Origin of the sequence: Arsenophonus endosymbiont of Aleurodicus floccissimus, from assembly GCF_900343025.1 — a bacterium.
Taxonomy (GTDB): domain Bacteria; phylum Pseudomonadota; class Gammaproteobacteria; order Enterobacterales; family Enterobacteriaceae; genus Arsenophonus.
The window spans coordinates 272,383-299,054 of sequence record NZ_OUND01000002.1 but is presented as its reverse complement, the minus strand read 5'-3'; the positions used below and the strand labels follow the sequence as shown (position 1 = coordinate 299,054).

The 26,672-nt window shown below is 36.0% G+C and carries 18 protein-coding genes and 10 pseudogenes; 16 read left to right on the top strand and 12 right to left on the bottom strand.

Features of this window, described 5'->3' with window-relative positions; translation table 11 throughout:
* Nucleotides 1–1,245 (bottom strand): signal recognition particle-docking protein FtsY, encoded by a 1,245-nt coding sequence (ftsY, locus tag ARADI_RS08920; RefSeq protein ID WP_119711825.1) that lies wholly within the window; start codon nt 1,243–1,245, stop codon nt 1–3.
* Between the two features lie 212 nt (nt 1,246–1,457).
* Here ftsY and rsmD point away from each other — a divergent pair, with 212 nt between their 5' ends.
* Both rsmD and ARADI_RS08910 read left to right on the top strand, forming a co-directional pair.
* A complete protein-coding gene (rsmD, locus tag ARADI_RS08915; protein ID WP_119711824.1) occupies nt 1,458–2,036 on the top strand; it encodes a 16S rRNA (guanine(966)-N(2))-methyltransferase in 579 nt (192 codons plus the stop codon).
* 16 nt (nt 2,037–2,052) lie between these two features.
* Nucleotides 2,053–2,328 carry a DUF1145 domain-containing protein gene (locus ARADI_RS08910; RefSeq protein WP_119711823.1) on the top strand — a complete coding sequence of 92 codons (276 nt, stop codon included), beginning with the start codon at nt 2,053–2,055 and terminating at the stop codon, nt 2,326–2,328.
* Between the two features lie 36 nt (nt 2,329–2,364).
* On the opposite strand, the gene ARADI_RS08905 is transcribed toward ARADI_RS08910, so the two are convergent.
* Nucleotides 2,365–2,724 (bottom strand): DUF2500 domain-containing protein, encoded by a 360-nt coding sequence (locus ARADI_RS08905; protein WP_182853174.1) that lies wholly within the window; start codon nt 2,722–2,724, stop codon nt 2,365–2,367.
* 600 nt (nt 2,725–3,324) lie between these two features.
* Between ARADI_RS08905 and ARADI_RS17925 the strand changes: the two genes are divergently transcribed.
* Both ARADI_RS17925 and ARADI_RS17920 read left to right on the top strand, forming a co-directional pair.
* Nucleotides 3,325–3,465, top strand: coding sequence for a lysoplasmalogenase family protein (locus tag ARADI_RS17925; protein WP_369407006.1), 141 nt, complete (start codon nt 3,325–3,327; stop codon nt 3,463–3,465).
* 145 nt (nt 3,466–3,610) lie between these two features.
* A pseudogene (locus tag ARADI_RS17920) lies at nt 3,611–5,976 on the top strand (zinc/cadmium/mercury/lead-transporting ATPase).
* Between the two features lie 105 nt (nt 5,977–6,081).
* Here the strand turns inward: ARADI_RS17920 and tusA are convergent.
* Entirely contained in the window at nt 6,082–6,330 is a 249-nt protein-coding gene (gene tusA / locus ARADI_RS08865; protein WP_119711821.1) for a sulfurtransferase TusA, read from the bottom strand.
* A gap of 200 nt (nt 6,331–6,530) precedes the next feature.
* Here tusA and ARADI_RS08860 point away from each other — a divergent pair.
* From ARADI_RS08860 to glpQ, 3 pseudogenes are all read left to right on the top strand, one after another.
* Nucleotides 6,531–7,133 (top strand): annotated as a pseudogene (locus ARADI_RS08860) (queuosine precursor transporter).
* A 599-nt stretch (nt 7,134–7,732) separates the two neighbouring features.
* Nucleotides 7,733–9,068: pseudogene (gene glpT, locus ARADI_RS08855) on the top strand (glycerol-3-phosphate transporter).
* A gap of 132 nt (nt 9,069–9,200) precedes the next feature.
* A pseudogene (glpQ, locus tag ARADI_RS08850) lies at nt 9,201–10,250 on the top strand (glycerophosphodiester phosphodiesterase).
* A gap of 62 nt (nt 10,251–10,312) precedes the next feature.
* Here glpQ and epmA read toward each other — a convergent pair.
* A complete protein-coding gene (epmA, locus tag ARADI_RS08845; protein WP_119711820.1) occupies nt 10,313–11,293 on the bottom strand; it encodes an elongation factor P--(R)-beta-lysine ligase in 981 nt (326 codons plus the stop codon).
* 894 nt (nt 11,294–12,187) lie between these two features.
* Here epmA and frdA point away from each other — a divergent pair.
* The 8 genes and pseudogenes from frdA (at nt 12,188) to ARADI_RS08805 (ending at nt 18,448) form a co-directional block, all read left to right on the top strand.
* Nucleotides 12,188–13,988: pseudogene (frdA, locus tag ARADI_RS08840) on the top strand (fumarate reductase (quinol) flavoprotein subunit).
* A pseudogene (locus ARADI_RS08835) lies at nt 13,981–14,722 on the top strand (succinate dehydrogenase/fumarate reductase iron-sulfur subunit). The pseudogenes frdA and ARADI_RS08835 overlap by 8 nt, the downstream one beginning before the upstream one ends.
* Before the next feature lie 11 nt (nt 14,723–14,733).
* Nucleotides 14,734–15,127 (top strand): annotated as a pseudogene (gene frdC, locus ARADI_RS08830) (fumarate reductase subunit FrdC).
* A 13-nt stretch (nt 15,128–15,140) separates the two neighbouring features.
* Entirely contained in the window at nt 15,141–15,503 is a 363-nt protein-coding gene (frdD, locus tag ARADI_RS08825) for a fumarate reductase subunit FrdD (RefSeq protein WP_119711819.1), read from the top strand.
* A gap of 512 nt (nt 15,504–16,015) precedes the next feature.
* Nucleotides 16,016–16,408: a DUF4440 domain-containing protein gene (locus tag ARADI_RS08820; protein ID WP_119711818.1), complete on the top strand. Its 393-nt coding sequence runs from the start codon at nt 16,016–16,018 to the stop codon at nt 16,406–16,408.
* A 578-nt stretch (nt 16,409–16,986) separates the two neighbouring features.
* Complete coding sequence (locus ARADI_RS08815) at nt 16,987–17,658, top strand: DUF1007 family protein (protein ID WP_182853173.1); 672 nt, start codon at nt 16,987–16,989, stop codon at nt 17,656–17,658.
* Nucleotides 17,649–17,999, top strand: a complete 351-nt coding sequence (locus ARADI_RS08810) for a HoxN/HupN/NixA family nickel/cobalt transporter (RefSeq protein WP_119711817.1) — start codon at nt 17,649–17,651, stop codon at nt 17,997–17,999. The genes ARADI_RS08815 and ARADI_RS08810 overlap by 10 nt, the downstream gene beginning before the upstream one ends.
* Nucleotides 18,000–18,286: 287 nt before the next feature.
* Complete coding sequence (locus ARADI_RS08805; RefSeq protein ID WP_182853172.1) at nt 18,287–18,448, top strand: hypothetical protein; 162 nt, start codon at nt 18,287–18,289, stop codon at nt 18,446–18,448.
* Between the two features lie 231 nt (nt 18,449–18,679).
* Here the strand turns inward: ARADI_RS08805 and ARADI_RS08800 are convergent.
* Together ARADI_RS08800 and dcuC are read right to left on the bottom strand one after the other, a co-directional pair.
* Nucleotides 18,680–19,438, bottom strand: a pseudogene (locus ARADI_RS08800) (sulfite exporter TauE/SafE family protein).
* A gap of 227 nt (nt 19,439–19,665) precedes the next feature.
* A pseudogene (gene dcuC, locus ARADI_RS08795) lies at nt 19,666–20,823 on the bottom strand (anaerobic C4-dicarboxylate transporter DcuC); the annotation flags it as partial.
* Between the two features lie 444 nt (nt 20,824–21,267).
* Here dcuC and ARADI_RS17915 point away from each other — a divergent pair.
* Nucleotides 21,268–22,647, top strand: a pseudogene (locus ARADI_RS17915) (malate:quinone oxidoreductase).
* Nucleotides 22,648–22,894: 247 nt separating this feature from the next.
* Here ARADI_RS17915 and ARADI_RS08765 read toward each other — a convergent pair.
* From ARADI_RS08765 to ARADI_RS08745, 6 genes are all read right to left on the bottom strand, one after another.
* Nucleotides 22,895–23,056 carry a hypothetical protein gene (locus ARADI_RS08765; RefSeq protein ID WP_238149301.1) on the bottom strand — a complete coding sequence of 54 codons (162 nt, stop codon included), beginning with the start codon at nt 23,054–23,056 and terminating at the stop codon, nt 22,895–22,897.
* A 27-nt stretch (nt 23,057–23,083) separates the two neighbouring features.
* Entirely contained in the window at nt 23,084–23,647 is a 564-nt protein-coding gene (locus tag ARADI_RS08760; RefSeq protein ID WP_119711816.1) for a fimbrial biogenesis chaperone, read from the bottom strand.
* 7 nt (nt 23,648–23,654) lie between these two features.
* Complete coding sequence (locus tag ARADI_RS17910) at nt 23,655–23,924, bottom strand: hypothetical protein (RefSeq protein WP_238149300.1); 270 nt, start codon at nt 23,922–23,924, stop codon at nt 23,655–23,657.
* Nucleotides 23,884–24,729, bottom strand: coding sequence for a fimbrial protein (locus ARADI_RS08755; RefSeq protein ID WP_238149299.1), 846 nt, complete (start codon nt 24,727–24,729; stop codon nt 23,884–23,886). The genes ARADI_RS17910 and ARADI_RS08755 overlap by 41 nt, the downstream gene beginning before the upstream one ends.
* A 230-nt stretch (nt 24,730–24,959) precedes the next feature.
* Complete coding sequence (locus ARADI_RS08750) at nt 24,960–25,802, bottom strand: fimbria/pilus outer membrane usher protein (protein ID WP_238149298.1); 843 nt, start codon at nt 25,800–25,802, stop codon at nt 24,960–24,962.
* A 442-nt stretch (nt 25,803–26,244) separates the two neighbouring features.
* Entirely contained in the window at nt 26,245–26,622 is a 378-nt protein-coding gene (locus ARADI_RS08745; RefSeq protein WP_202864188.1) for a fimbrial protein, read from the bottom strand.
* Nucleotides 26,623–26,672 lie beyond the last annotated feature (50 nt).

The following is a 26,672-nucleotide window of genomic DNA, read 5'->3' as shown; positions in this document are numbered from 1 at the left end:
TTAATCCTCTCGGACAAAAAGCGCCTCGATGAAATCATTAGCTACAAATGGCCGGAGATCATCAATGCCTTCACCAATCCCTATATAGCGAATCGGGATCTTAAACTGATCGGCAATAGCAAAAATCACGCCACCTTTAGCTGTACCATCAAGTTTAGTTAAAATAATACCAGTTAACCCCACTGCCTCATGAAAAATTTTAGTCTGATTAATTGCATTTTGACCAGTACTAGTATCTAATGTAAGCATCACTTCATGAGGTGCTTGTTGATCAAGTTTTCCCATAACTCTGACAATTTTTTTTAACTCTTCCATCAAATGCGCTTTGTTTTGCAATCGCCCGGCAGTATCAGCAATCAATATGTCGACTCCCTTCGCTTTCGCCGACTGAATGGCATCAAATATCACTGAAGCAGGATCTGCGCCAGTATGCTGAGTAACAACCGGGATATTGTTACGCTCTCCCCAAACTTGTAATTGTTCAACCGCCGCTGCCCTAAATGTATCGCCAGCCGCTAACATTACTGATTTACCTTCTGCCTGATATTGGCGGGCTAACTTACCAATTGTTGTGGTTTTACCGACCCCATTAACCCCAACCATCAATATTACATAAGGTAGCTTATTTTCTATAACCAATGGCTTATCAACATCAAATAAGATATTGGCCATCTCTTCGCGCAATTTGCTATAAAGCATCGCTGCATCATTCAACTCTTTACGATTAGCATGGGTAGTTAGGCTATCTATAATCTTTCGTGTTGTTTCTAGCCCCACATCAGCAACTAAAAGTTGTTCTTCTAACTCATCAAATAGCTCATCATCAATTTTTTTACTACGAAAAAAACTAACAAAACCGACCCCCATATTCTGCCGTGTTTTTAATAAACCTTGTCTTAACCGTGCAAAGAAATTCTCTTTTGCTGGTTTTTTTGGCTGTTGTATCAGCGGTACTTTTTTCTGTTCATCTATGTTTTGCAAAGTGGTTATTTGCTGACTAGGTGTAACAATTTTTGCGGCTTTCATGTCTGCTGTTTGGAATTGATCGTTTTTTTCTTCCGCTACTTGAGATTGCACCTTTTCTTCTTTTGTAGACTGCTGTGATGTTGCTATTACATCCGTCACCCCTTCAGAACTGTCTTCTACTTTCGGTTCGGATTGTTGCTCTGCCTCTCTTTCTTGCACTTCATTTTCAAATCCTAACCCTAGCCAGTAAAAAAAACTTTTTTTTCTCTTTTTAGCCATCTGCCATTACACTCCTAGCGGTAAAATATGGTGTTACCAATGTAAATAATAAAAATAGGATGGCAGTGTATCACTTGATTTGATTGCAACACATATCTGACACCCATTTCATGTTAAATTAGCGATAATTTTCATGTTGTACATGCTGTAGATAAACATTGGTATTATTATTACCTATATTAACAAACTGTAACGATTAAACTATGTAAATTATGGGAAGAAAAATACAATCTGCATTACGTGGCCAAATTCGGATCATTGGCGGTAAATGGCGAGGGAGTAAACTACCTGTCTTGGATAGTGAGGGCTTACGCCCCACAACAGATAGGATCAGAGAAACTTTATTTAATTGGTTAATGCCTATTATTCAGGAGGCTATCTGCCTTGATTGTTTTGCTGGTAGTGGCGCTTTAGCTATTGAAGCACTTTCTCGTTATGCTGTTTCAGCTACCCTAATTGAATTAGAGCGCTCCGTCGCAACACAACTTGTGGCCAATCTAGCTAAATTAGAGGCAAAAAATGTACAAGTGATTAATAGCGATATATTAAACTATCTGGCACAGAACGGCACAGCCTATGATGTCATTTTTCTTGATCCGCCTTTTCGTAAAGATCTATTACAACAAACAGCGTTGCTATTAGAACAAAATGGTTGGTTAAGCGAAAATTGTTGGATCTATGTTGAGGCAGAAGCAGAAGCTAATTTAGCCTTGTTACCTAAAAATTGGCAGCTTCATCGTAAAAAAGTTACTGGGCAAGTTGCTTACTGTCTTTATATTCGTAATCAATAATTAGTTGGAAAATATCATGTTAATAAATGCTGGAAAATTATTAATGGTTTTTGTTTGGGGATTCATGATGTTTAATTTAATCCATCCATTTCCAAAACCATTAAAATATTTTATAGATGTAGCAATGATATTTATGATTTTCATGCATGCCATTTTTTTGCACGCTGCTTTCGCAAAAACAGAAAAGCATCCTTGTTGGCTGCAAATAAAAATCTTTCTATTCGGCGTTTTTGAACTTTTAGCCTCGCAGAAAAGACAAAAACTGACTAACTATAAAAAAAATCGCAAGTAATTACAAGGACAATGCATTATTGGCTGATAAATTTAGCTATTTTGCATTGGCTTTACCTTCAAAGCGAACAAACCTTGTTCCCTGCATATAAAACGTACCTCTATCCCCTTTTTTAATCGCATTATATTCCTTCTCCTTTTTTAGGAAAATCTTTATTACCTCACTAGCCGATAGCCGCTGAAAATAAATTTTATAATGAAAAGTTTCCAGAGTAACAACCTCTCGTTGACGAGAACGCATATTAGGATAGGGATAATTTTTCTTATCAATGACCTCAACTTGATAACTGATAATCGGAGAATTATCATTAATGACATCTTGTCGACGTTGATCAAAAAAATGTTTTGTCGCTAACATAATAATGATAATAATAACGAATATAACCGATTTATTCACAATATTTTCCAAGCTTTTATTATTCATATATTTAATAACTATTATTGTCTTGTCGATCCTCTAATAAGATCAATAATTTCTAATTAACCTTTTTAGTTAGTGGGGAAACCATGATCAGTTGGCCATTTCTTGCTGTGTTATTTTCTGGTTGGCTCTATATTAATGCTGCCTATCGCGGTCCATAATCGCAATGCTGGCAGTTTCACTCAGTTATGCTATTATTGTTAGTATTTTGGGCCTAGAGTGCCGATTTTACTGATGCTGCCGGCTATCTGATCATGGCCAGTCTGTTGGTGATACTAATTGCTGACAGCTGGCAAATGCTCTCCAAGGAACGCTTATTGCTAACTATTTTCTTGCTCTCTCTAAGCTACCTACTTTATACCATCAGTTTTGCTATGCAGATGAATTTCACTTTCTACTTGTCATTACTGACTATCCTACTAATCCTTAGTGTCCTGGTATTAATTATAATCTTAGCCCTCTTGGTTTTTCTCTACGTGCACCGGCCATTTTTCTACTAACACTGTCATTCATTATGGCTTGGATAACGGGTGAACAATATTTCAGTCTAGCAAGAGAACATAATTTTTCCATTATATAGGTACATTTTTACTTTTTATTGCCAACAGTATTTGGCTTATCGCCAACTTTCGTTATCCATTTAAAGCTTCTAAAGCAACAATTACCGTTTGCTATTTTATTAGTCAATTTTTCATTGTACGTTCGCTTTACTTATAAATTGGATTAATAACCATTTGTCAGCTAAATAGCATTTTTTGTTAAAAAATCCCCTCTTTTATGTTTTACTTTAGAGTTACTCTAAAGTATAAAATAAATCACAGAAACGAAATTTTAAGTGAGTGAATTAAAAAGGGGATACTATGTGTGCACATACCCCATCAAACAACATAAGCATACTGCAAAACGTTCCACAACCAATAGCCATTGCAGCGATAAAAAGAAAGTTAGTGGTCATAAACATAGCAAAAAACCCAGATTGCTATCAGCAAAAATAGCGCTGATAAAGAACATCATCCTGCGAAGAGTAACACTAAACTTATTGATCAGCAGGCATGCAATGATACCAATCAACATAATTGTATAAGTGAACATTCACTTATTACAGAGGAAAATAATGCTGTTATTTCAAGAGGAAAGCACCGCTTTCATTGGATTGTAAGCGGTATGGACTGCGCAAGCTGCACGCGTAAAATTGAAATAGCCGTTAGCAAGGTCAATCATGTCAAACAAGTAAAGGTACTGTTTACAACCGAAAAATTAATCGTCGATGCTACTGATGATGATGTTCGTGATGAAGTAATCAAAGCTGTACAAAAAAAGCGGGCTTCAAATTATATAACCTCGATACCGCCAAATCAGCCGCAAAAAAAGAGGCAAAATAATCCATTTAGTGAATCTAAGCCTATCATTATTTTTATATTAATCAGTTGAGAAATTTCCTTCATTGATGTAAAAATAGGACAAATTGCTTTTATTTTAACAACATTATATGGACTCTACTCGATTACAGTTAGAGCAATACAACTGATACGCTCAGGTAACTTTTTTGCAATAGAAATATTAATGAGGGTTGCGGCAATAGGCGTATTATTCATTAATGCCAGCGAAGAAGCTGCGATGGTACTGTTGTTATTTATGATAGGATAAAGATTAGAGTCATATGCCGCTGGACACGCACGCCGAGGCATCAGTAGTTTAATGGCCCTTATTCCTGAACAAGCGGTGATCATTAAAAATGGTGTAAAAACCACTGTCTCTGTCTCAACACTGCAACCAGGCGATATCATTGAAATCCTTCCTGGTGGTCGTTTACCCACTGATATTGAATTAGTGAATGAATTTGCCAGTTTTGATGAAAGTGCATTAACCGGTGAATCAATGCCTGTTGAACGAAAATCGGGGAAAAAAGTATCAGCCGGCGCGCTTTCTATCGATCGGGCTATACAAATGAAAGTAATATCTGAACAAGGTCAAAATGCGATCGATCGCATAATGGTATTAATTGAAGAAACAGAAAAGCGCCGCGTCCCAATTGAACGATTTATTGATCGTTTTAGCCAAATTTACACGCCCTTTATTATGTTAGTCGCAATATTGGTTATTATTATTCTACCACTATTTTTTGCTCAATCATGGGACATATGGATCTATCGTGGTCTAACCTTGCTGTTAATCGGCTGTCCTTGCGCTTTAGTGATCTCTACTCCTGCGGCAATTACTTCTGCTCTGGCAGCAGCAACCCGTCGAGGAGCCCTGATTAAAGGTGGCGCAGCCTTAGAGTAATTAAGTTCTGTCACCCAAGTTGCCCTGGAATAAAACAGGTACACTGACCGAAGGGAAACCACAAATTACTAACATCATAACCACTGAAACAGTGACCGAGGAAACATTATTGCAATTTACCGCTTCAGTCGAAAGCAGATCACACCATCCTTCAGCAAAGGCGATTTTGGCTAAGGCTCAAACGCTAGAAATAAATGTTGAACCCACCCAGAATCATAAAGCATTGGCTGGTATTTGAGTGGAAGGTTATTTGGCAGATAAATATATTCTGGTATTAGCACCGAATAAAATTTCTGACGATATATAAACTATACAATGGCAACAAACTGTAAAAAAACTTGAAACTCAAGGTAAAACTGTTGTTGTTGTACTAGTCGATAACAAGCTACTTGGCATTATTGCTATGCAAGATACATTACGCTCAGATACCATTGATGCGGTTAATAAACTGCAAAAACTGGGTATTAAAACCGTCATGTTAACGGGTGATAACCCACTGGCAGCTGAATCAATTGCGCGAAAGGTTGGTTTAGATTATCTGGCAGGGCTGTTACTTGAAGACAAAGTCAATGCCATTATAGCCCTCAGTAAAAACCAACCATATACTGATGGTTGGCGATGGTATTAATGATGCTCCCGCAATGAAGGCCGCAAATGTTGGCATCGCCATGGGTAATGGAACGGATGTCGCTCTTGAAACCGCTGATGCGGCATTGACTCATAACCGGCTAACTGGATTAGCCGAAATCATTATGTTATCACGATCAACCAGAGCCAATATTCGTCAAAACATTACTATCGCTTTAGGACTAAAAAGCTATCTTCCTAGTGACCAGTTTACTAGGCATAACCGGTTTATGGATGGCTATTTTAGCGGATTCCGGTGCCACTGTATTAGTGACCGCAAATGCGCTCCGTTTATTAAAAGATCGCCACCCAGAATAAACACTTTATTAAATATTATTTATATATTTGATGAAAGAGAGACATAATTCAATAATCTCTCTTTTTTCAATATGCTTTTTGTTTAACACCGTTTCGCTTTTAGTATTAATTAACTTTCTTGCGGATCAAATAACGGTAGGGAGGTTGCTGAATCTCCTCAGCAAGCAATTGATGTTCCATAAAATGGCAAAAAGCAGGAATATCACGGATTGTAGCCGGATCATTCGCAATAATTAATAACGTTTCACCTTCAACCATCTGACGAACCATTTTTCTTATCATCATCATTGGCCCAGGACAACGTAATCCTTGTATATCAAGGGTTCGGTTAGGGTTAGTAAAAATATCTGGCATTGGTATTCAGTTTTAAAGCCTATTCAATAGGTTGGAATTATATTACAAATCAAATAAATTCTCCTGCCATTTATTAAATAAAAATAGATAAGAAAACTTTATTATTCATTTTACTTTTATCTTATCTCAGGCGTATGATGGCACCGCGTAAATTAAATTATCATGGGTTCCCTCACCCCATTTAATCAAAAAGGTATAATATGTTCGAATTGACGCCACAACAACGTATCAAAGCAATCATTTGGCTTTCCTTTTTTCATATTTTGATTATTACCTCCAGTAATTATCTGGTACAACTGCCGATTACCATTTTTAGCTTTCATACCACATGGGGAGCATTCACTTTCCATTTTATTTTTTTGACAACAGATCTAACAGTACGTATTTATGGTGCTTCTCTCGCCCGACCGGATTATTGCTGCGACTATGCTGCCGGCTCTTTCTGTCTCCTACATTCTTTCGGCGCTTTTTTACCAAGGACAATGGCAAGGGTTTATCACACTAAATGAATTTAATTTATTTGTTGCCCCCGTATTGCGCTAGCAAGCTTCATGGCTTACGCTTTAGGCCAGATTATGGATATTTTTGTGTTCAATAAATTACGTAATTATCATCGTTGGTGGATTGCGCCGACTGCGGCAATGTTTTTCGATAATCTACTGGATACGATTGCTTTCTTTTTCATTGCATTTTATCATAGCACTGATCCTTTTATGGCGGCCAATTGGGTAGAAACTGCTTTAGTCGATTATAGCTTTAAGTTATTTATTTGTATGTTTTTTTCCTCCCTACTTATGGATTGATGTTGAACTTCATTCTAAGTTACTTTTTCCAAGGTTAACACCAAAAGAATGGTTATCTAGCTGCAGATAATAATTAAGTTGCATCAAGACAAAATTTGCCTAATTGAATATCTGTTTAACGACAAAACCATCTATTGAGTGGAAAGTGGCGATATCAACTCAGTGGAACACCTTGTAACCAACAGAATGCGCAGCAATAATTCAGTTATAGGTGAATTGTTGACCTTAATCTGATACCCGACACGACTTGATAAGTAGTCATCGATCACAATATAAATCATTTTTAATCAATAATATTTATTAAGAAACAAAAACGAGCATTCATGGCGACTTTTTGTAGCAGAACTAACAAATTTATGACAAAGTTCACAATTATACTTGAATAATTAAAAAAATTATTTCTATCGCCGATATATATTTTGTCTAGTTTACGCACAAATTTATAACATTTTCGCATTCGTATGCAGACATATGCATTAACATGAGTTATCTTAGCTCGCGATTAAGAAAGACGACCTAATAATAACGTCTCACATTTTCGTTTTAGCAATTGCTTATTACTTGATAGTAAAAATTTAAATGCTATCGGAGGGGGAATTATGTTAAGTATTTTTAAGCCAGCACCATATAATAAAAGAGTTCCGGCAGATCAAATTGATCCGCTTTATCGTCGTCTACGTTGGTAAATTTTCTTCGGTATCTTTTTTGGTTATGCCGCTTACCATCTTGTTAGAAAGAATTTTGCATTAGCGATGCTCTATTTAATTGAGCAGGGTTTTTCTAAAGGTGATCTTGGTTTTGCTTTATCAGGTATCTCAAAATTTATCATGGGCTCAGTCTCTGATCGTTCAAATCCGAGAGTATTTTTACCTACCGGGCTAATTTTATCCTCCTCAGTAATGCTGATTATGGGCTTTATGCCTTGGGCTACCTCAAGCATTATGATTATGTTTGTGTTGCTCTTCCTATTCGGTTGGTTTCAAGGTATAGGATAAGCCTCCTTGTGGCCGAACAATGGTTCACTGGTGGTCACAAAAAGAACGGGGTGGTATCGTTTCAATTTGGAACTGCGGGCATAATGTTGGTGGTGGCACCCTGCCGTTATTATTTATATTAGGCATGGCATGGTTCCACGACTGGAAAGCAGCACTATATATGCCTGCTTTTGCTGCTATTTTTGTTGCTATGATTGCCTTTACTTTAATGCGTGATACGCCACAATCTTGTGGTTTACCACCGATTGAAGAATATAAAATGACTACCCACTTGATTATACCGATAAAGACGAAAAAGAGCTGACTGCAAAGCAGATTTTTATGCAATATATTTTGCCTAATAAGTTACTTTGGATGATCGCTTTTGCTAACGTTTTCGTATACTTATTACGTTATGGGGTACTCGATTGGTCACCAACTTACTTACGTGAAGTTAAATACTTTGCTATGGATAAATCCTGATGGGCTTATTTCTTATATGAATATGCAGGTGTTCCAGGCACGCTACTTTGCGGTTGGATGTCAGATAAAGTTTTCAAAGGAAACTATGGCGCCACTGGCGTATTTTTCATGGTATTAGTCACCATTGCAACCGTTGCCTTCTGGCTCAATCCGCCAGGTAATCCTCATATTGATATGGCTTGCATGCTAATTATTGGCTTCTTAATTTATGGCCCTGTTATGTTGATCGGTTTACATGCGCTTGAATTAGCACCCAAAAAAGTCGCAGGTACTGCTGCTGGTTTTACCGGTTTATTTGGCTACCTTGGAGGTTCAGTAGCAGCAAGTGCTATCGTGGGTTATACCGTTTACTATTTTGGCTGGAATGGCGGCTTCATGGTTAATGATTGGCGGTAATTTACTGTCTGTTATTTTATTATTTGTCGTGATGCTGAGTGAAAGCAAGCATAAACACGAAATGGCAGAACAACATAGCTAATTTATGTCATAAATCGGTTATCTTTAATTAATAAGCTTGGCAAAAGGGGAACTCATTTTATCACTGATTTCCCCACTCGTAATAAAGAGAATTATACTAATGAATATAAAATTAAATAGCTTGGTTGCTAGTATGTTATTAGTTATGTCAATGTCAACAATGGCACAATCTAACGCAAAAGTCGTTATTGCTCACCGCGGGGCAAGTGGTTATCTACCTGAACATACATTACCCGCTAAAGCAATGGCTTATGCGCAAGGTGCCGATTTCCTGGAACAAGATCTGGTAATGACAAAAGATGATGAACTGATTGTATTACATGATCATTACCTAGATAGCGTTACAGACGTTGCGGATCGCTTCCCTGGCCGTGCTCGTAAAGATGGTCGCTTTTATGCCATTGATTTTACCTTACCCGAAATTCGATCACTCAAATTTACTGAAGCCTTTGAAATTAAAGATGGTAAAAAAGTTCAAACCTATCCTAATCGTTTCCCGATGGGAAAATCCAGCTTCCATATTCATATTTTTCAAGAAGAAATTGAATTTGTCCAAGGTTTGAATAAATCTACTGGCAAAAATATCGGTATTTACCCGGAAATTAAAGCGCCTTGGTTTCACAAACAAGAAGGAAAGGATATTTAGACCAGAGTGTTAGAAGTTCTAAAAAGCAATATGGCTACAGTAATAAGAAAAACGACAATGTTTATCTTCAGTGCTTTGATGCTAATGAATTAAAGCGCATTAAAAATGAGTTTTTACCTAAATTAGGCATGGATTTAAAACTGGTTCAATTAATTGCTTACACTGACTGGCATGAAACTTATTAAGAACAGCCTAACGGTACACGGACAAATTATAGCTATGATTGGATGTTTAAACCGGGAACAATGAAAGAAGTTGCTAAGTATGCTGATGGCATTGGCCCAGATTACCACATGCTTATTAATGAAAGCTCCAAGCCTGGTAAAATAAAACTTACTGCTATGGTTAAAAGATGCGCACAAAAATAAATTAGTCGTTTATCCTTATACCATTCGGATTGATAAGCTACCAAATTACGTGAAAAACGGTTAGCAGCTGTTTGATATTATCTATAACAAAACTAACGTCGATGGTGCCTTTACCGATTTCCCTGATCTTAGGGTAAAATTCTTGCAAAAACAGCATCAACATCAATAACAGCGAGCAATAAATTCAGCGGTAATAATAATATACCGCTGATTACTATTAGTTTACTAATATTAAGCTCGCTCTATAGAAAAAGAGATAACATCACTGATTTTTTCTGCATTCAGCGCCAACATGACTAAACGATCAATACCTAAAGCAACACCCGAACAATCAGGAATGACTTTATCTAGTGCAGCAAGTAGACATTCATCAATAGGCTGTTTTAGTAAACCCATTTTTTCGCGCATTTGATTATCATGCCCAAAACGTTCTCGCTGTTCTTGTGCATCAGTCAACTCACGAAAACCATTGGCCAACTCAATACCCTTAAAATAAACTTCAAAACGCTCAGCAACCCGGTGGTCTTCTTTACTAATTTCAGCTAATGCTGCCTGTGAAGCAGGAAAATGATAGATAACGGTAGGTTTATCTTTACCTAAATTTGGTTCAACTCCCATAGTAAACAAAAATTGTAATAACACATCTTTGTCTTCTTCTGTTTCCGCATTATTTAAACCCAACTTCACTGCTGCATCACGTAATTGTTTTTTTTCTGACTCCAGTGCTAATGGATCAATGTTTAGATAACGCTGAAAGGCCTGTTGATATGATATCCGTTCAGTGGGTTGGCAGTCCAAAATATGTTGCAACAAATCATCTACTTCATCAATAAGTCGGTACATGTCATAATGAGGCCTATACCATTCAAGCATAGTAAATTCTGGATTATGATAACGTCCCACGTCTTCATTACGAAAAGCTTTAATCATCTGATATATAGGCCCACTGCCGGCCGCTAGCAAGCGTTTCATATGATATTCAGGACTGGTTATCATATACAATTTGGTACTTTCAGCAATTACCAGAGTAACAAATTGGGTTTCAAACGGTGAAAGATGAATATCTGTTACCGTGAATTTGCTTAATATAGGCGTCTCTACTTCCACTACCCCTCGATCGATGAAAAAACGTCTGATTTCAGCAATAATTTTGGCTCTTTTTAGTAAGTTATTGATAGACGCGCTCGGTTGCCAATTCACTATCTCACTCATTGTAAAAACTCCAAAAAAGAATAAAACGTGCTAGTTTACTCGCCTGTAAACAAATAAACAAATTTTTCATATCGTTAATCTTATCACTTGGTTATTTTAATAAAAATAAACTAACCCTTATTTAAATAGTAAGAGAACTTGAAAATATTAATTAGTTTAAATAAATAATTAACGTTAGTTATAAGTTGATATAAGTACTTTCTATATAATCTCCAATTTAGCTGTATAAAGAAAATATTTCAACTCAAAATCATCAAACGATAAAAAATAAATTCAAATAATATCAATATGTTAAAAACATTTGGAAGTTATTTTCAGCTTTATAATTAATAAAAATAATCATTTTAATGGATTAGTGTAAATTTTTATTTATTAAAAATACATTTATTTATAATATTTTTGTTTTTATGACTAAAATTACCTTATTGCTCATAAAATATTATTAATTAATATATTTTTATCGATATAAAAAAAACCGAAATAGAATAATGTTATATATCAATAAATAAGCATATAATTACGCTATTTTTATTAAATAAAAATCATATTATTTATTTAAATTAACAACAAAAATTTGCTGCTGGTAATTGTTTGAAATTTATTTAAAAATCATTATCAATAAAATAAAAATTAACTCGAAATCCACTAAGTTAATAAGATAACATATAAACTTAATTATACCCATTTTATGATCAAAAATAGCTAATTTTTAAACAAGTCTATTAACTTTCATTTTTTATAAGCAAAATCCTAGAAAACTTGTACCTGAATCAAATCTCTGTCGGTAACAATTTGTTATAAATTGATTAATAATAATTTATTATTAATCATAATTAAATAATAATGTCATAACAACATAAAGTTTATTTTCAATTAGTAATAGAGAAGCATAGTGTGCAAACCTTTAATGCTAATTTAGTCATAATAGGAGCTGGTTTGAGGGCAGCAATTGCTGCTGCTGAAGCTAACCCTAATCTAAAAATTGCTTTGGTTTCAAAAGTTTATCCCATGCGTAGTCATAATGTCGCTGCAGAAGGTGGCGCAGCTGCAATTGCTCAATCCCATGATACCTATGATTGTCACTTTAATGATACGGTTTCAGGGGAAGATTGGTTATGTGAACAAGATGTGATTGAATATTTTGTGAAACATTGTCCAACCAAAATGACACAACTGGAATTATGGGGATGCCCATGGAGTCGTAAAAAAGATGGTATAGTGAATGTCCGTCGCTTTGGAGGAATGAAAATCGAGCGCACTTGGTTTGCTGCTGATAAAACAGGCTTCCATATGTTGCATACTCTATTTCAAACCTCTCTCAAATACCCACAAATCCAGCGATTTGATGAACATTTTGTATTAGACATTCTGGTTGATGAAGGAAGTGTATATGGCCTAGTCGCTATCCATATGATGGAGGGCACTCATATTCAAATTAACGCAAAAGCCGTTATTATGGCCACTGGTGGAGCCGGCCGTGTTTACCGTTATAATAATACTAACGGCGGAATTGTTACCGGTGACGGTATGGGTATTGCATTACGACATGGCATTCCACTACGTGATATGGAATTTGTCCAATACCATCCGACTGGCTTGTCAGGTTCTGGAATACTTATGACTGAAGGTTGTAGAGGTGAAGGCGGGATTCTTATCAACAAAGATGGCTATCGTTATCTACAAGATTATGGTTTAGGGCCTGAAACCCCTCTCGGTAAACCAGAAATAAATATATGGAATTAGGCCAACGAGACAAGGTTTCTCAAGCTTTTTGGCATGAGCGGCGTACAAGGTCCGCACAATAAAATCATCACGCGGTGATGTCGTGCATCTTGACTTACGCCATTTGGGCGCAGAGAAACTACATGAACGCCTACCCTTTATTTGTGAATTAGCCAAAGCTTATATGGACGTCGATCCTGTTACTGATCCTATCCATGTTCGCCTAACCGCACATTATACAATGGTGGGAATTGAAACGGATCAGAAATGTGAAACATCAATTAAAAGTCTGTTTGCTGTCGACGAATGTTCGTCAGTTGGCTTACATGGTGCAAACCGGCTGGGTTCTAACTCTTTAGCTGAATTAGTCGTTTTTAGGCGATTAGCTGGCACCGAAGGAAGCGGATAAATATGCCACTGAAGTCTCTCTAGCCAGTAATAACGCAATTGAATTAAAAGCGCCTGACGTTGAAACCAATTTAACCAAACTGATCAACCAAAAAAAAGGTAAAGAGAATTGCGCTAACATCCGTGATAAAATGAGGATAGCAATGGAGAAAAATTATGGCATCTATCGTACACCGGAATTAATGCAAAAAACCATGGATAAACTAGCTGAACTTAACAAACGCTTTAAACATATTGAAATTACAGATCATAGCAGCGTGTTTAATACTCAACTGCTTTATACTATCGAATTAGGCTTTAGTCTAGATGTAGCGGAATGTATGGCTCATTCTGCTTTTTATCGCAAAGAATCGCGTGGTGCTCATCAGCGTCTGGATGAGGGTTGTACTGTACGTGATGATGTTAATTTTCTAAAACATTCTTCTTGCCTATTATAACTCACAAGGCGCCCCAAATATTGCTTATCGCGATGTGAAAATTACCAAAATTAGCGCCAGCTAAGCGAGTTTATGGTGGTGAATCAACAGCGCAAGAGCAAGCAAAGAAGAAGCAGGTGAATGGCTAAGATGAAAAAACTGAAAATGGAGATCATGCACTATAATCCTGAAACTGACGATGTCCCCTACTCTGTTACTTATGAAGTTCCTTATGATGAACAGACCTCTTTACTAGAAGCGCTCGATTATGTTAAAGACCACTTAGCTCCTGAGCTCTCATACCGCTGGTCTTGTCGTATGGCAATATGTGGCTCCTTGCGGTATCATGGTTAACCAGGTGCCTAAATTAGCCTGCAAGACTTTTTTACGGGACTATACCGATCCGATGGCTTAAAAGTAGAAAGCATTAGGCAATTTTTCTATCGAAAGAGATTTAGTGGTAAATATGACCCATTTTATTGAGAGTCTTGAAGCTATTGAACCCTATATTATTGGTAATAATCGTAAAGTTAGTGATGGTCCCAATAAACAAACACCTAGTCAAATGGCTAAATATTATCAATTCTCTGGCTGTATTAATTGTGGCCTCTGTTATGCAGCTTGCCATCAATTTGGACTTAATCCAGAATTTATTGGCCCTGCTGCAATCACACTGGCAGAACGTTATAACCTTGATAGCCGTGATAAAGGCAAAAAAGAGCGCATGCCATTATTAAATAGCGATAATGGCGTATGGAGCTGTACATTTGTCGGTTACTGCTCTTAAGTATGTCATAAACAAGTTAATCCTGCCGCTGCTATTCAGCAAGGAAAAGCCGCTAGCGCAGAAGATTTTATTATTGCTATGTTGAAACCAAGGTAAGAAAGAAAAAAATGACGACAAAACGTAAGCCTTATGTACGCGAAATATCATCAAATTGGTGGCAACAAATTGGATTTTATCGTTTTTATGTTATTCGGGAAGCAACCGCGATCCCTCAAATTTGGTTTAGTTTAATCGTGCTTTATGGCCTATTTTCGTTAACAGCAGGGCCTGAAAGTTGGTTTAATTATATTACCTTTCTCCATAATCCAATCGTTTTATTAATTAATATTTTCACTTTAATAGCAACTTTATTTCATATAAAAACCTAGTTCTAACTGGCGCCTAAAGCTGTTAATATCGTGATAAAAAATAAAAAAAATAGCCCAAGAAAGCATTATAAAATTACTCTGGGGTATCACTTTTCTAGCAACAATCATTATCTTAGATATAGTGCTAATATAATTTAAGGAGAACAATGATGAATCAACCTCCTAAACGTTCTGATGAACCTATTTTGGGAGGATTATTTGGTGCTGGTGGTATGTGGAGTGCAATTATCTCTCCGGTTATTATTCTTTTGCTAGCAATTTTAATTCCTCTAGGTTGTTTAGGACCAGAAATGTTAGGTTATGAACGCATTTTGACATTTTGCCAAAGCTTTATTGGCCGTATTTTTTTGCTATTAATGATCATTTTACCTATCTGGTGTGGACTGCATCAACTTCATCATGGTATGCATGATCTAAAAATAGCGATTCCAGCCTATGGTGCGGCTGCCATCATTAGTGTGATTGCTATTATTGCTATTATTGCTATTATTGCTATTATCAAACTCTAATCAAAAGTTAATCTAATAAAAAAGCCAGATAGTTTCAAACCATCTGGCTTTATTGTTTGCCATAAGCATTGACTAGATTAATTGATAGACGACGTAGCAATCACTCGTCCAGTTCATCTATATTATTAACCGTCAGATACAGATGAATAACCACGAATTCCACCGGGTTAAACTAATAAAGATTGATAACTCAATCGTTGGGTAACCAACAATAAAAACCGCTATTAGTCAAAGTAACTATTGTATTAATCCTATTGATTAACCTAATCTTTAATTGTGCCTTAATCAACATGGGCAAAAAAATAATTCCAGTTAACTATATGAAATTAATTTATAAAATAAAATTTTCAGACACCAGTATGAAAAAAGTTTCAGTGGAAATTTTAATTTTTTTACCGGTTCTGACTATTACTGAATGAAATAGGTTACTAAATATAGGAAAAATTATTTCCATATGAAATAATAATCACTCTAAAACATCATAAAAAATGATACTTACTAGCGAGACATTTATGAGAAAACTGAGTTTTTTAATTATTCCACTAGCTTTACTTTCTAGTTATACATTCGCTTTAGAGGCAGCTCCCAAATGTATAAAGGTAGATCAACAACAAATTGCTGGTTTATTTAAGCGCTGGAATGATTCATTAAAAAGTGGCGATGCGAAAAAGGTTTCTGCAAACTATCTGGCTGATGCAGTACTATTACCAACTATATCAAGTCAAGTTCGTTTAACGGATACTGAGCGTACCGACTATTTCAAACACTTTTTAGCCAAAAAGCCTGTAGGAAAAATTGATAGTCGAACTATTCGTATTGGTTGTAATAAAGCAATCGATATCGGTACTTATACTTTTACTTTTAAAGATAAATCCACTGTTTCAGCTCGTTATACATTTACCTAGGTCTGGGATGGAAAAGAATGGAAAATATCAACTCACCATTCATCTGAAGTACCAGCAACAACTAAAAATTTTTTAAATTAGCTACCTGTTTAAAATAAGCTTAAGTTATACCTATACAAAGGTGACTAACTAGGCAGTCACCAATTTGAATTAAAAATAGCCCCTTAAACAGGTAAATACAATTTTTCTCTATCACTTCATTTTGTAGATACTAACTTTGATTTTATAAATACATCCCTGTATTGTTAAACTTCCTTGTTATTTTATTTTTAACCTATTAATTCAAATGACTTACAATCGTTTAAAACGATCGATACAAACATTTATGATTTTCAAAAACTATTAATCGATAATAATTGATCGAATAAAGCGATTAATTGGTTTATTTACAACAAAAATAGAGGGTTTACATAACAATAAATTTATTATCGATAAAATGTGAGAAAATTTTGCAAAAAATCTGAGTAAATATAAGTAATAAACCTTTTAACCGATTAAATAGCAAAGTAACATTTAATTATCAAAGAAAATTGATAGCATAGATATGCTATTTTCGGTTAATCAAAATATCCTATTTGATGGCTCAAATGCACCATTACAAATCAATAACTATAGTGAAAATTTTGCTACAAAATCTATTAATGGCGTTAACATTATGCTATTCAATAACTGTTTTTGCTCATCCCCACAGTTTTATTGATATGCAAAATGAATTACAAATAAAAGATGGTAACCTCATTGCCATGAAAATGACTTGGGTTATGGATGCCATGACATCAGCAGATTTACTCTATGATGCACAACAAGCAAAAGAAAGTGATGAAGTGTGGAAACAATTAAGCACTGAAGTAATGGCTAATGTTATTAAACAACACTATTTTACCTTCCTATATTATAAGAATAAATTAATAAAATTTTCCTTTTACCCAAAAGATTATGGCCTATCGCGCAAAGGGAACCAAGCCGTGCTCTCTTTTACTCTAAAATTAGCTAAACCAGAAACTCTAACTGGTAAAACATTAACCATAATGACTTATGACCCAAGTTATTATGTTGATATGACCTATAGCAACAAAGCAAATATTTCATCAACTAATACCTCAGCCCAATGCCAAATTCAGCTTGTAACACCTAAGCCCAGCGCATCTATAATCGATTATGCCCTTTCTCTTAATAAAGCAGAAACACCGCAAGAAGACCTTAGTCTCGGCCAACAATTTGCGCAAAAGGTAAACATAACATGTCAATAATGCCCAGCAAGCGAGTCATCAATTTACTTAATAAAAAGTACTATCTAGTAATCGGATTATTTAGTTCTTTTTTTGGCATATTGTCATTTTATTTGTTCAAATATTGGCATCTTGGTTTACAACTAGCGGTAACTTGGCAACGAGAACTTAATCAACATCTTTCTTCTCTCCTGATGCAAATGGCGAGCTCACCAACTGAAGCAGGATTATTACTCGTTGGCTTTAGCTTTTTTTATGGTTTATTACATGCTTTGGGACCAGGGCATGGCAAAATCATTATTACCACCTATATTGCCACCCCCACTCCACTCTTCAAGGCTAAAAAAAAAGCCTTACCCTAACGCTATTAGCATCATTATTACAGGGATCTATTGCTATTGTTTTAACATCCATTGTTCTTGGCTTATTCCAACTATCTAGCCGATACTTATATCTAAGTCGCTTCTAGTTAGAGAAAATAAGCTATGGCTTAGTCTTTTTTCTTGGTCTGTTACTATGTCTAAAAGCAATCTCCCGACTAAGAAAAGCATTTAAACAATCTCGTCAAGCCCCATTTTAATTTACTAAAATCCATTCACCTAACCAACATCAACATACTTATGACTGCAATTGTGGCCACAAACACGTATTGTCTGATGATGAATTACAAGGCAATTGGCGAACCCAACTTGCAGTTATAGCAGCGATGGGAGCACGTCCCTGCTCTGGCGCATTAATTGTTCTATTTTTTTCCTATGTGGGGGATTATCGCCGCGCTAATGATGGCCTTAGGAACTGCAATAACTATTAGCGGAATTGCTTTACTAGTCCATACCGCTTGCCATTTAGCTATTCGGTATTCGAAATGGCAAGGGTCTAACCCTGTTATTTATTTTATCTAGTGCCATTATGATAAGTATAAAATTATGGCATTATTTTTAGCGACTAAAAATATAAGAACCCATCGTTTGTGGAATTTCAACACTCTGAAACATAAGTAATCCAGCAATAACTAACACTATTCCACCGATTAACATTATTCCTAAACTCCAGTAAGGGTTGACATTAGATACTGCAAAACACGATCAGATAAACGCAACATTAAGCATGTGGCCAATGGAATAGTCATTAATGATCCTATGCATAGGGTAAGTGCAAGAATAATGTGAGTATGTCCATTGCACATATAAGCAATTGCTAATGAACCTGACAAAATAGTTGTTATAAAAATCGCGGTGCCAATCGCTTGTTTGATAGATAATTTTAGATAGCGTAGCAATACTGGTAATACAACAACAACAACAACACCTACTCCGGTAGCACCAAGCACTACGCTAGCACTGATAGCCGGCAATAATAATGACCTGATATCAATAGTATTATTTCTTTCAAACTGGTTGATCGAAAATGAAAAAAATATCCGATAAATAAACAAAAAAAAGGGAATAAATAATAGCGACTACAATAAGTATATTAATGCCTAACTCAATTTGCTGTTGATAACTTTGCAATTGGCTAAAATAGCTGACCAGATAACTTGTCAATGCTGTGGCTGGTATCATAATAGCTAACACAATCATGGCACTTTTAATCTGAACATTGCCTAAATGAAAATGTATGTATAAGAAGATGAGATTTTCATCAACATAGAGAGAAAATTGGCGGTTGCAACAGCAGATAAGGCATCCATACAAAAAAATAGGTAAAACCGGTAATACAACAAAACTCCCTCACCAACGCTAGTTAAGCTAATAATTAACCCCAAAATTGCGCCAACTATCAATTCTGCTACCAACAACATGATTAATTACCTTGCCGAGAGAATTTACATTAGTTATCAAACGGGCCATCAGGAAAGTGATAGTTAATCATAAATATTAATCCTAAACATGAGGTTAAAATATGGCCAACATACTTGTTCATCAAAACCGGAACATGGTTACAGCCATCGTTCCGGTTTTGATGTAAAAGGAAAATTTATATAGGATGAACTCGAATAGACGTACGTTTAACTACCTCAAAAGGCTAAATTTTTGCCATCCCAGACACCACAACCACCACGCCGGATACAGGTGACATTGTTCGGCCAAGATTAGAAGCCTGTAACATAGGGTAATCACCACCCAGCACAATCATCATCATTATAGCGCCAGAACCAAAATATTGCGACAAATTAATCAACGAGGAAATAAAACCGATAGTACTTAATCCTTGTGTAAATACCCTGGCAGCCACCAGCAGTACGACAACTGAGACAAATACATCAGCCATACCACGATAACAAACATCTAACCCATCAAACACCGTTTTTACTTTAAAACAGCGCACAAATTCAATCAAACTCGTTAGAATAATACAACCAACAATAATAGTAATAATATGTAATTGAGGTGCCCATTTACCCTTAAAAATTAAAATCCCTATAATCGGTGTAAAAGGTAAAATAGTATAATAGTCAGGCGCTTTGGTCTTAATTTCATTAACATCAAGGTTTTCTGTTTTTACCTGCTCACGTCTGTCAAGATAGCGCTGCCAAAAAAAGGGGGCTAATCGCCGCCATAGCAATAATTGCAATAATGGAAATCGGTAAAGTGGTTTTAAAAGCGAAATCGATTAGTGGCATGCTTGATGTTTTCGCTGCTAACACAACATTACCTGATGTAGGAGCCAAAATTATTGCCGCAGGTGAGGCGCAGATTGCTGCAGCGGCGCCACGACTAATGCTGACATTCACAATAATCGGAAATAGGGTCGCCATCAATAAAACCCCTAGTCCCGCTTCTGAAGACACAGCCAGTGACATTAAGCAAGCAATAATATAGGCTGCAACCATTAATGCATAGGGTGAATTAATCATTTGTAATAGCTTAGACGCTATTTTGACCACAACATCATTAGCTCCGATATGGAGTCATATAAGCAGCAAAACCACATAAGATCATAATAATAATAATCCATAAATCACCACCACGGTTCATCAGTAGATATTTGATATATTCTAAAATATCGGTGGTTTTTCAACCCGTCACTGGCACATCATTTGGTAATATATTTTTCCCCATAATTTGCGCTGATAATAAGCAGCAATATCCCACCTATCATTAAAACACCGGTGGCCGAATAGCCTTTAATAATATAACGACCTATTCCAATCGTAACCAATACACCAATCAAGAGTTCCATCATTTTACTCCTCTACATCTACACCAAGGCCGTCACGTCAAAAAATAATAATAAAAAATTTATTTAATTATCATGGATATTATTTATATTAATAATAAAATAACTATGAAAAAAAATTTACCAATTAAAGTTTGATTAATAACAGTATTAACCCTTGTTTTGCCTATTTTATCACCATTAAATACTAACTTTTAAGCAGTATTATCACTTTTTATCTTTTTTTACCTATTTTTAGAACACAAAAAGTATTTTTTTATACCTAATTATAAGTATTTTTTATGAAAAATTAAATCGTTACTAATATTTAACAATTAAAAAATAACAATAAATCATAATAAATAAAACGTTATATCATTAAGCATCAAATTATTACGGAATGAGCAACAGAATACCATAATTAATTCTTATGCTTGATGTGGTTTATGGATAATTAAGGTGCTTTTTCATATGAAGAGATCATTAAAATATACAGTTGGAGTTATTGGTCTGTTAGTAATCATTTTTTTATTTAGACCAACAGCTTCAAACACGATCAAAACTTCAACCAATGAACCTACTTTTCATATTGTGCTTATCGGCGCCGGTATTATGAGTGCGACACTAGCAACATATTTAGCAGAATTGCAACCAGATTGGCAAATCCGCATGTATGAACGACTAGATAGGATCGCGGGTGACACATCTAATGGTTGGAATAATGCAGGTACCGGTCATTCAGGTTTTATGGAAATGAACTATACACCTGAGAAAGATGAGCAAATTGATATCACTCAAGCAATAGAAATTGCCAATCAATTTAAAATTTCCAAACAATTCTGGGCTTACCAACTAAAACACCGGGTTCTCCACCAATCCCAAACTTTTATAAATCCTGTTCCACACATTTCCTTTCTTTAGGGAAAAGATGACATTAATTTCTTAGCAAAACGCTATGCAGCTATGATCAAAAATCCTATGTTTTATGGCATGAAATATTCTACCTCTGCGGAGGAAATTAAATCGTGAGCACCACTTATTATAGAAGGGAAAGATGCAAAACAACCCGTTGCAGCAACACGAATGGATATTGGCGCTGATGTAAACTATGGTGAAATAACCCGTCAGTTAATTGCCAATCTGCTCAAACATCCAAACTTCAAATTACAGACCAAAGCTGAAGTGAACGCAATTAGTCGTAATGATGATGTTACTTGTAGTGTCGGTTTTAAAAACCTCACAACCGGCGAAGAGAGTCATATAAAAACTCGCTTAATCTTTATTGGTGCAGGTGGTGCAACGGTTAAATTACTACAATATACAGGGTTAGAAGAAGCAAAACAGTATGCCCGATTTCCTGTTGGTGGTGAATTTTTTGTTACCGCTAACCCTGAAGTAGTCAACAAACATACAGAAAAAATTTATGTAAAATAATTCTTGTTGCTAACCCTATGTGAGTTTCCCATATCGATACGCGCTATTTGCGGAGGTAAAAAATATGTGCTATTCGGACCTTTTGCGACTTATTCTAATAAATTTCGCAAATATGGTAGTCAACTAGATCTTTTTGCTGCTACCAATGACAGTAATATAATTCCCATCATTACCATTGGCATTAAACACTTAAATTTAGTGAGATATCTAGTCAGTTAATTAATGTTAAATGATGAAGAACATTATCAATCTTTATTAGAATATTATCCAAATGCCAAAAATAAACCCGCCACATTACAGGTCGGCACGGAAACTTTTATCTCTGATGATAAAACCGTCCTTGGTCTGCTTGGCGCATCAACCTCGCCTTATATTATGTTAAATTTATTAGAGAAGGCGTTTCCTTATAAAGTATAAAAATCAGTGGAATGCCAAATTACATGAAATCATTCTATCCTATGGTCAGCATTTAGAATAAAATCCAATATTACTTAACCAGATCCACCGATACACCAGTGAAATATTAGGCCTTAATTATATAGTTACGCAACAGGAGCAAACTAATCAACCGATAAAACCCAAACAACAGCCGGTAAATAGCAGATGCTCTTTTGTTAAATAAAAGCTAATAGGCCAAAAAATTCAGATTTATAATTTTTAACTATTAATCTAGGCGAGCAAACTCAGGTGTTTGCAGAGTGGTTACTTCTCGCACAGAAAAACCGGCATCATTCAGATATAAAAAGATTATCTGTCCATTGTACTGAGAAAATGGTTGCTCAAATCGATATATATGCTCTAAAAATGGAGGTGTCATCATATCCATCTGTTGTTTAATCGGATAGTGCTGATGCTAACTGTCAAAAACGATTTGAGAAAAGGAAATATGAAAAGGTGATGAATTTTTGCAGATCAAGACCCATTCTTGATCTTTTTGTTGCAGGGTAAAAGTTATTTTATCTGCCAGCTTGACGGGAAAATCAGCCAATTCTTTCGGGCGATAAAATAATTTTAATTGTGTATTCATTGCCAGGCTAATTTTAGCATTATCCTGATTTAACGCTTGCTGATGTAAATTAGGCGGTATTTCATACAAATTTAACCAAAATACGGACTCTCTATCATCCGGCAGATGATCACCATTATAAACAATTCTAATAGCCTGGATTTTTTGCGCTGGTAGATGAAAAATTGAAGCAAGCACCACAAAAGGTGTTTTTGCTTGTGGATCTGCTTCACCATGATCCACCCAACTCTGCACAATAACCGGGTATTTATTAGTATTCGCTAACAATACAGAACGTTCTTTATCACCCTGATGGTAAATAACTCGGGTCATATTGGCCATGATCCCAGTTTTACCTGGTATCAGCCAGAATAGTGATAAGCATGCTACAACAACTGTTAATCTCTTCATTGTACTTTTAACAATACATACGCGGTAGCACGTATTTTTCCTGGTTTAATAACTTGACCTGGTAATTGCTGTAGTACCGCTGTGTATGAGTGTAAGTAATGTGTATACCAGAAACTGAAGGACCCAGATTCTTAGCATCTCTAAGCACAGGATACCATCCAACATTTTCTCCACTGGGCCCGATACCAGTAATACCGGGTTGAGCAACAAATACCATCGATTGTTGAGTAACACTATTACGCAAAGTAATACCAACCCCGGTTGCTAATTGTAACATCAAATCCATAATTATCTGAAACGAGTGCCATTACACCACCTTTAGCATTAATCAAATTTAACCCTTGCGCAGCACCATAAGCACCTGGCGAAACTTGAATTCCAATTGCTGTTTGGCCACTTGTCGTACCTGAATTCACATTATCACTACATTCGATTTGGACAGAAATATCAGCTTCTCTGGTACCACCAGCCAATAATTCTTGGCTAGAAATAGTAGGGAAAAGCACTAATGGTATCGCATTTTTTGCTACACAAGTGGCATTATTACTCAACGTAACAGACTGTTGCAAACCGTAGACAACGCCATTATCTACTCCCAAAAAGCGAAAATTATGGGCAGAATCTTCTCCTTCATTGTCATGTACAATTCCCGGGCCAACAAATTGAATATAAGCATTCGGTTGGGTACATTGGTAATTTGTCCCTGTTGCACTCGCATAACCTAACCCCCTGGTACCTAACCCACTACAATAATTCGAAACCACATTGCTGGATGGAATTGTACTGACTCGATAAAGCTCCACTTGCATTGGCGTATCTTGTAATCGAATATGTATTTGACCTTTCCCTGGTTGCGTTCCTTTAACCAGTAAATAAGTAGTAAGTGGAACCCTTTTCCAATTACGTTGTACAATAACACCTGCCATGGTTTGTTTTATACCAACATACGCAAGCCAGGATGCATATACATCAGGCAATCCATCAATAAGACCGGTTTCATGAAATCCACTGGTTCTATCATCACCATTTGTTACCACCAAAAAATAAAACTGAGGCCGATCGGCCTCATCACAGATCCACAATACTGAGGAGGCATTAGCTCAACCAAAAAGCATCTGAGCGAAACGATTATCTTCAGTTTGAGAAACACCTGTTATTCTACAATTTGCACTCGCTAATAACGATATAGTAAAAAGGGTCGCAATTAATAAACCTGTTCTTAACCAATAAGAAATATATTTCTTTATCTTACTCTAGGTTCTGGTTAACGTTGAACGCACATAGCTGTTAATTTAGTAATAGGCTGTTTATTTTATGCATGACCCATACGCGAATAATCTAGATAACAGCGTTCGGAAGCCGCCTCACCCCATTTTAATAGTAAGGTACCGGAATCTTGTTCCGTTCTGACATACATTTGATTATTTTGACCAACCATGCCAATCACATTATTTTCTTGGTCAAAAACTTCAGTACCAATAGGAAGAGCAGCATGACCGGCTAACTGTGCTTTAATCGATAAGGCATAACCTACAAGGGTTTTAAACATGACTTTAACCGCAGCACCAGCATACAGCGCAACTTGTTTTTCGTTCTCATTTAATTCAAAATTTTCCACCATTCCCTGTGGATCAATAATAATTTTATTGTAACGATAAGGTGTTATAGATGGGACAAATACGTAACCATTATCGTCAATCACTGTTCCTTGAGCATTCAATACAGAGGCACCAGACGCCCCCTTAGCTTCAACTAAAACAAAAGTATCACCCAGATGGGGGCCAAAAGTTATCCCGCCACTATAAAGTGCTAAAGCTCCCTGAGCATTGGCGCCAACCTGCCAATAGTTTTTACCCTTAGACGCATTAACACCCAAATTCATATTGGAAAAATGTTTTTGCAAGCTTCCATTAACGATAGATTGGTCATACTGCCTAATATAACTAGAACTAATACTATAATTTAGGCTTTGTTGTTCATTTGCTGTTCCTGACAACATTACCTGGTATTGATCACCGATATTTCCACCATGGGTATAGCTGCTACTTACTGTCGGCGTATAACTAGCATATTGACTACCCAATGGAAAAGAAAAGGAAACGGAGGTGGAGGTAGAGGTTTCTTCTCTGCCTAAATGTTCATTTGATTCAGCCAACTGGCTGCTTAGCAACGACAACATTGATTGTTAAGCCATTATCAAACGCTTTATTGTAACCTAATTGCAACTAGCTATCGCGCGGCCGGTTATCACGATAATTTTGCATTGAACCAGGAAGAAATAGATTACCAAATTCACCTAATTGTTGACTTCAAGTCAGCTCAAGCCGATTAAGTTGTCTATAAGTTGAAAAGCTCCATTGAGTGCCTCGAGTAACAATTGCTGAAAACATTGCTATTTTCAGCTTTCAGCTTGATATAATATAAATAGCAGAAATTATAAGTAACTTATTGTATATTCAAGGATTGCTTGTACTTTACACGCTTTTGCACTACCATATTTCAGAAATATATTGCACGCCAAATGTATGCGATGCTGTAGCTTCATCTTTTTTAGAACTAAACCCGAAACTTTAGTCACACCATTTAATTTCACCGGCTTAGTCCCGTCTTTTATTCTCAGTAATTTGAATTGCGACATTCTTGGCGCCGTTATCTTTAGGAAGTACAAGATTAGCTAAATTACCTGCAGTGGTAACATTGTGGCCCAAAAATTTTGTTTTAATATCAATATTACCACTAGTTGGTGCAGTACGATTTTTTATTGAGACATCAAATGGTTTTAAGCTAGCTGTGCTACCTGAGGTTGATAACTCACTAACAGAAACATTGGGTAAAAGAACTATCGAATTAGTCTCTTTATTAACCTCGGTTTCACATGTTTGTGCACTTACCTTACCTTCAAAGGTGATTGTCGGAGCAGCATTAACAGCAACAGGAATAACACTAATAACTAGCAGCACTAATCGGAATTTCATAAATACCTCAATATTATTAATACAACATCAACCTATTATTATTTATAATA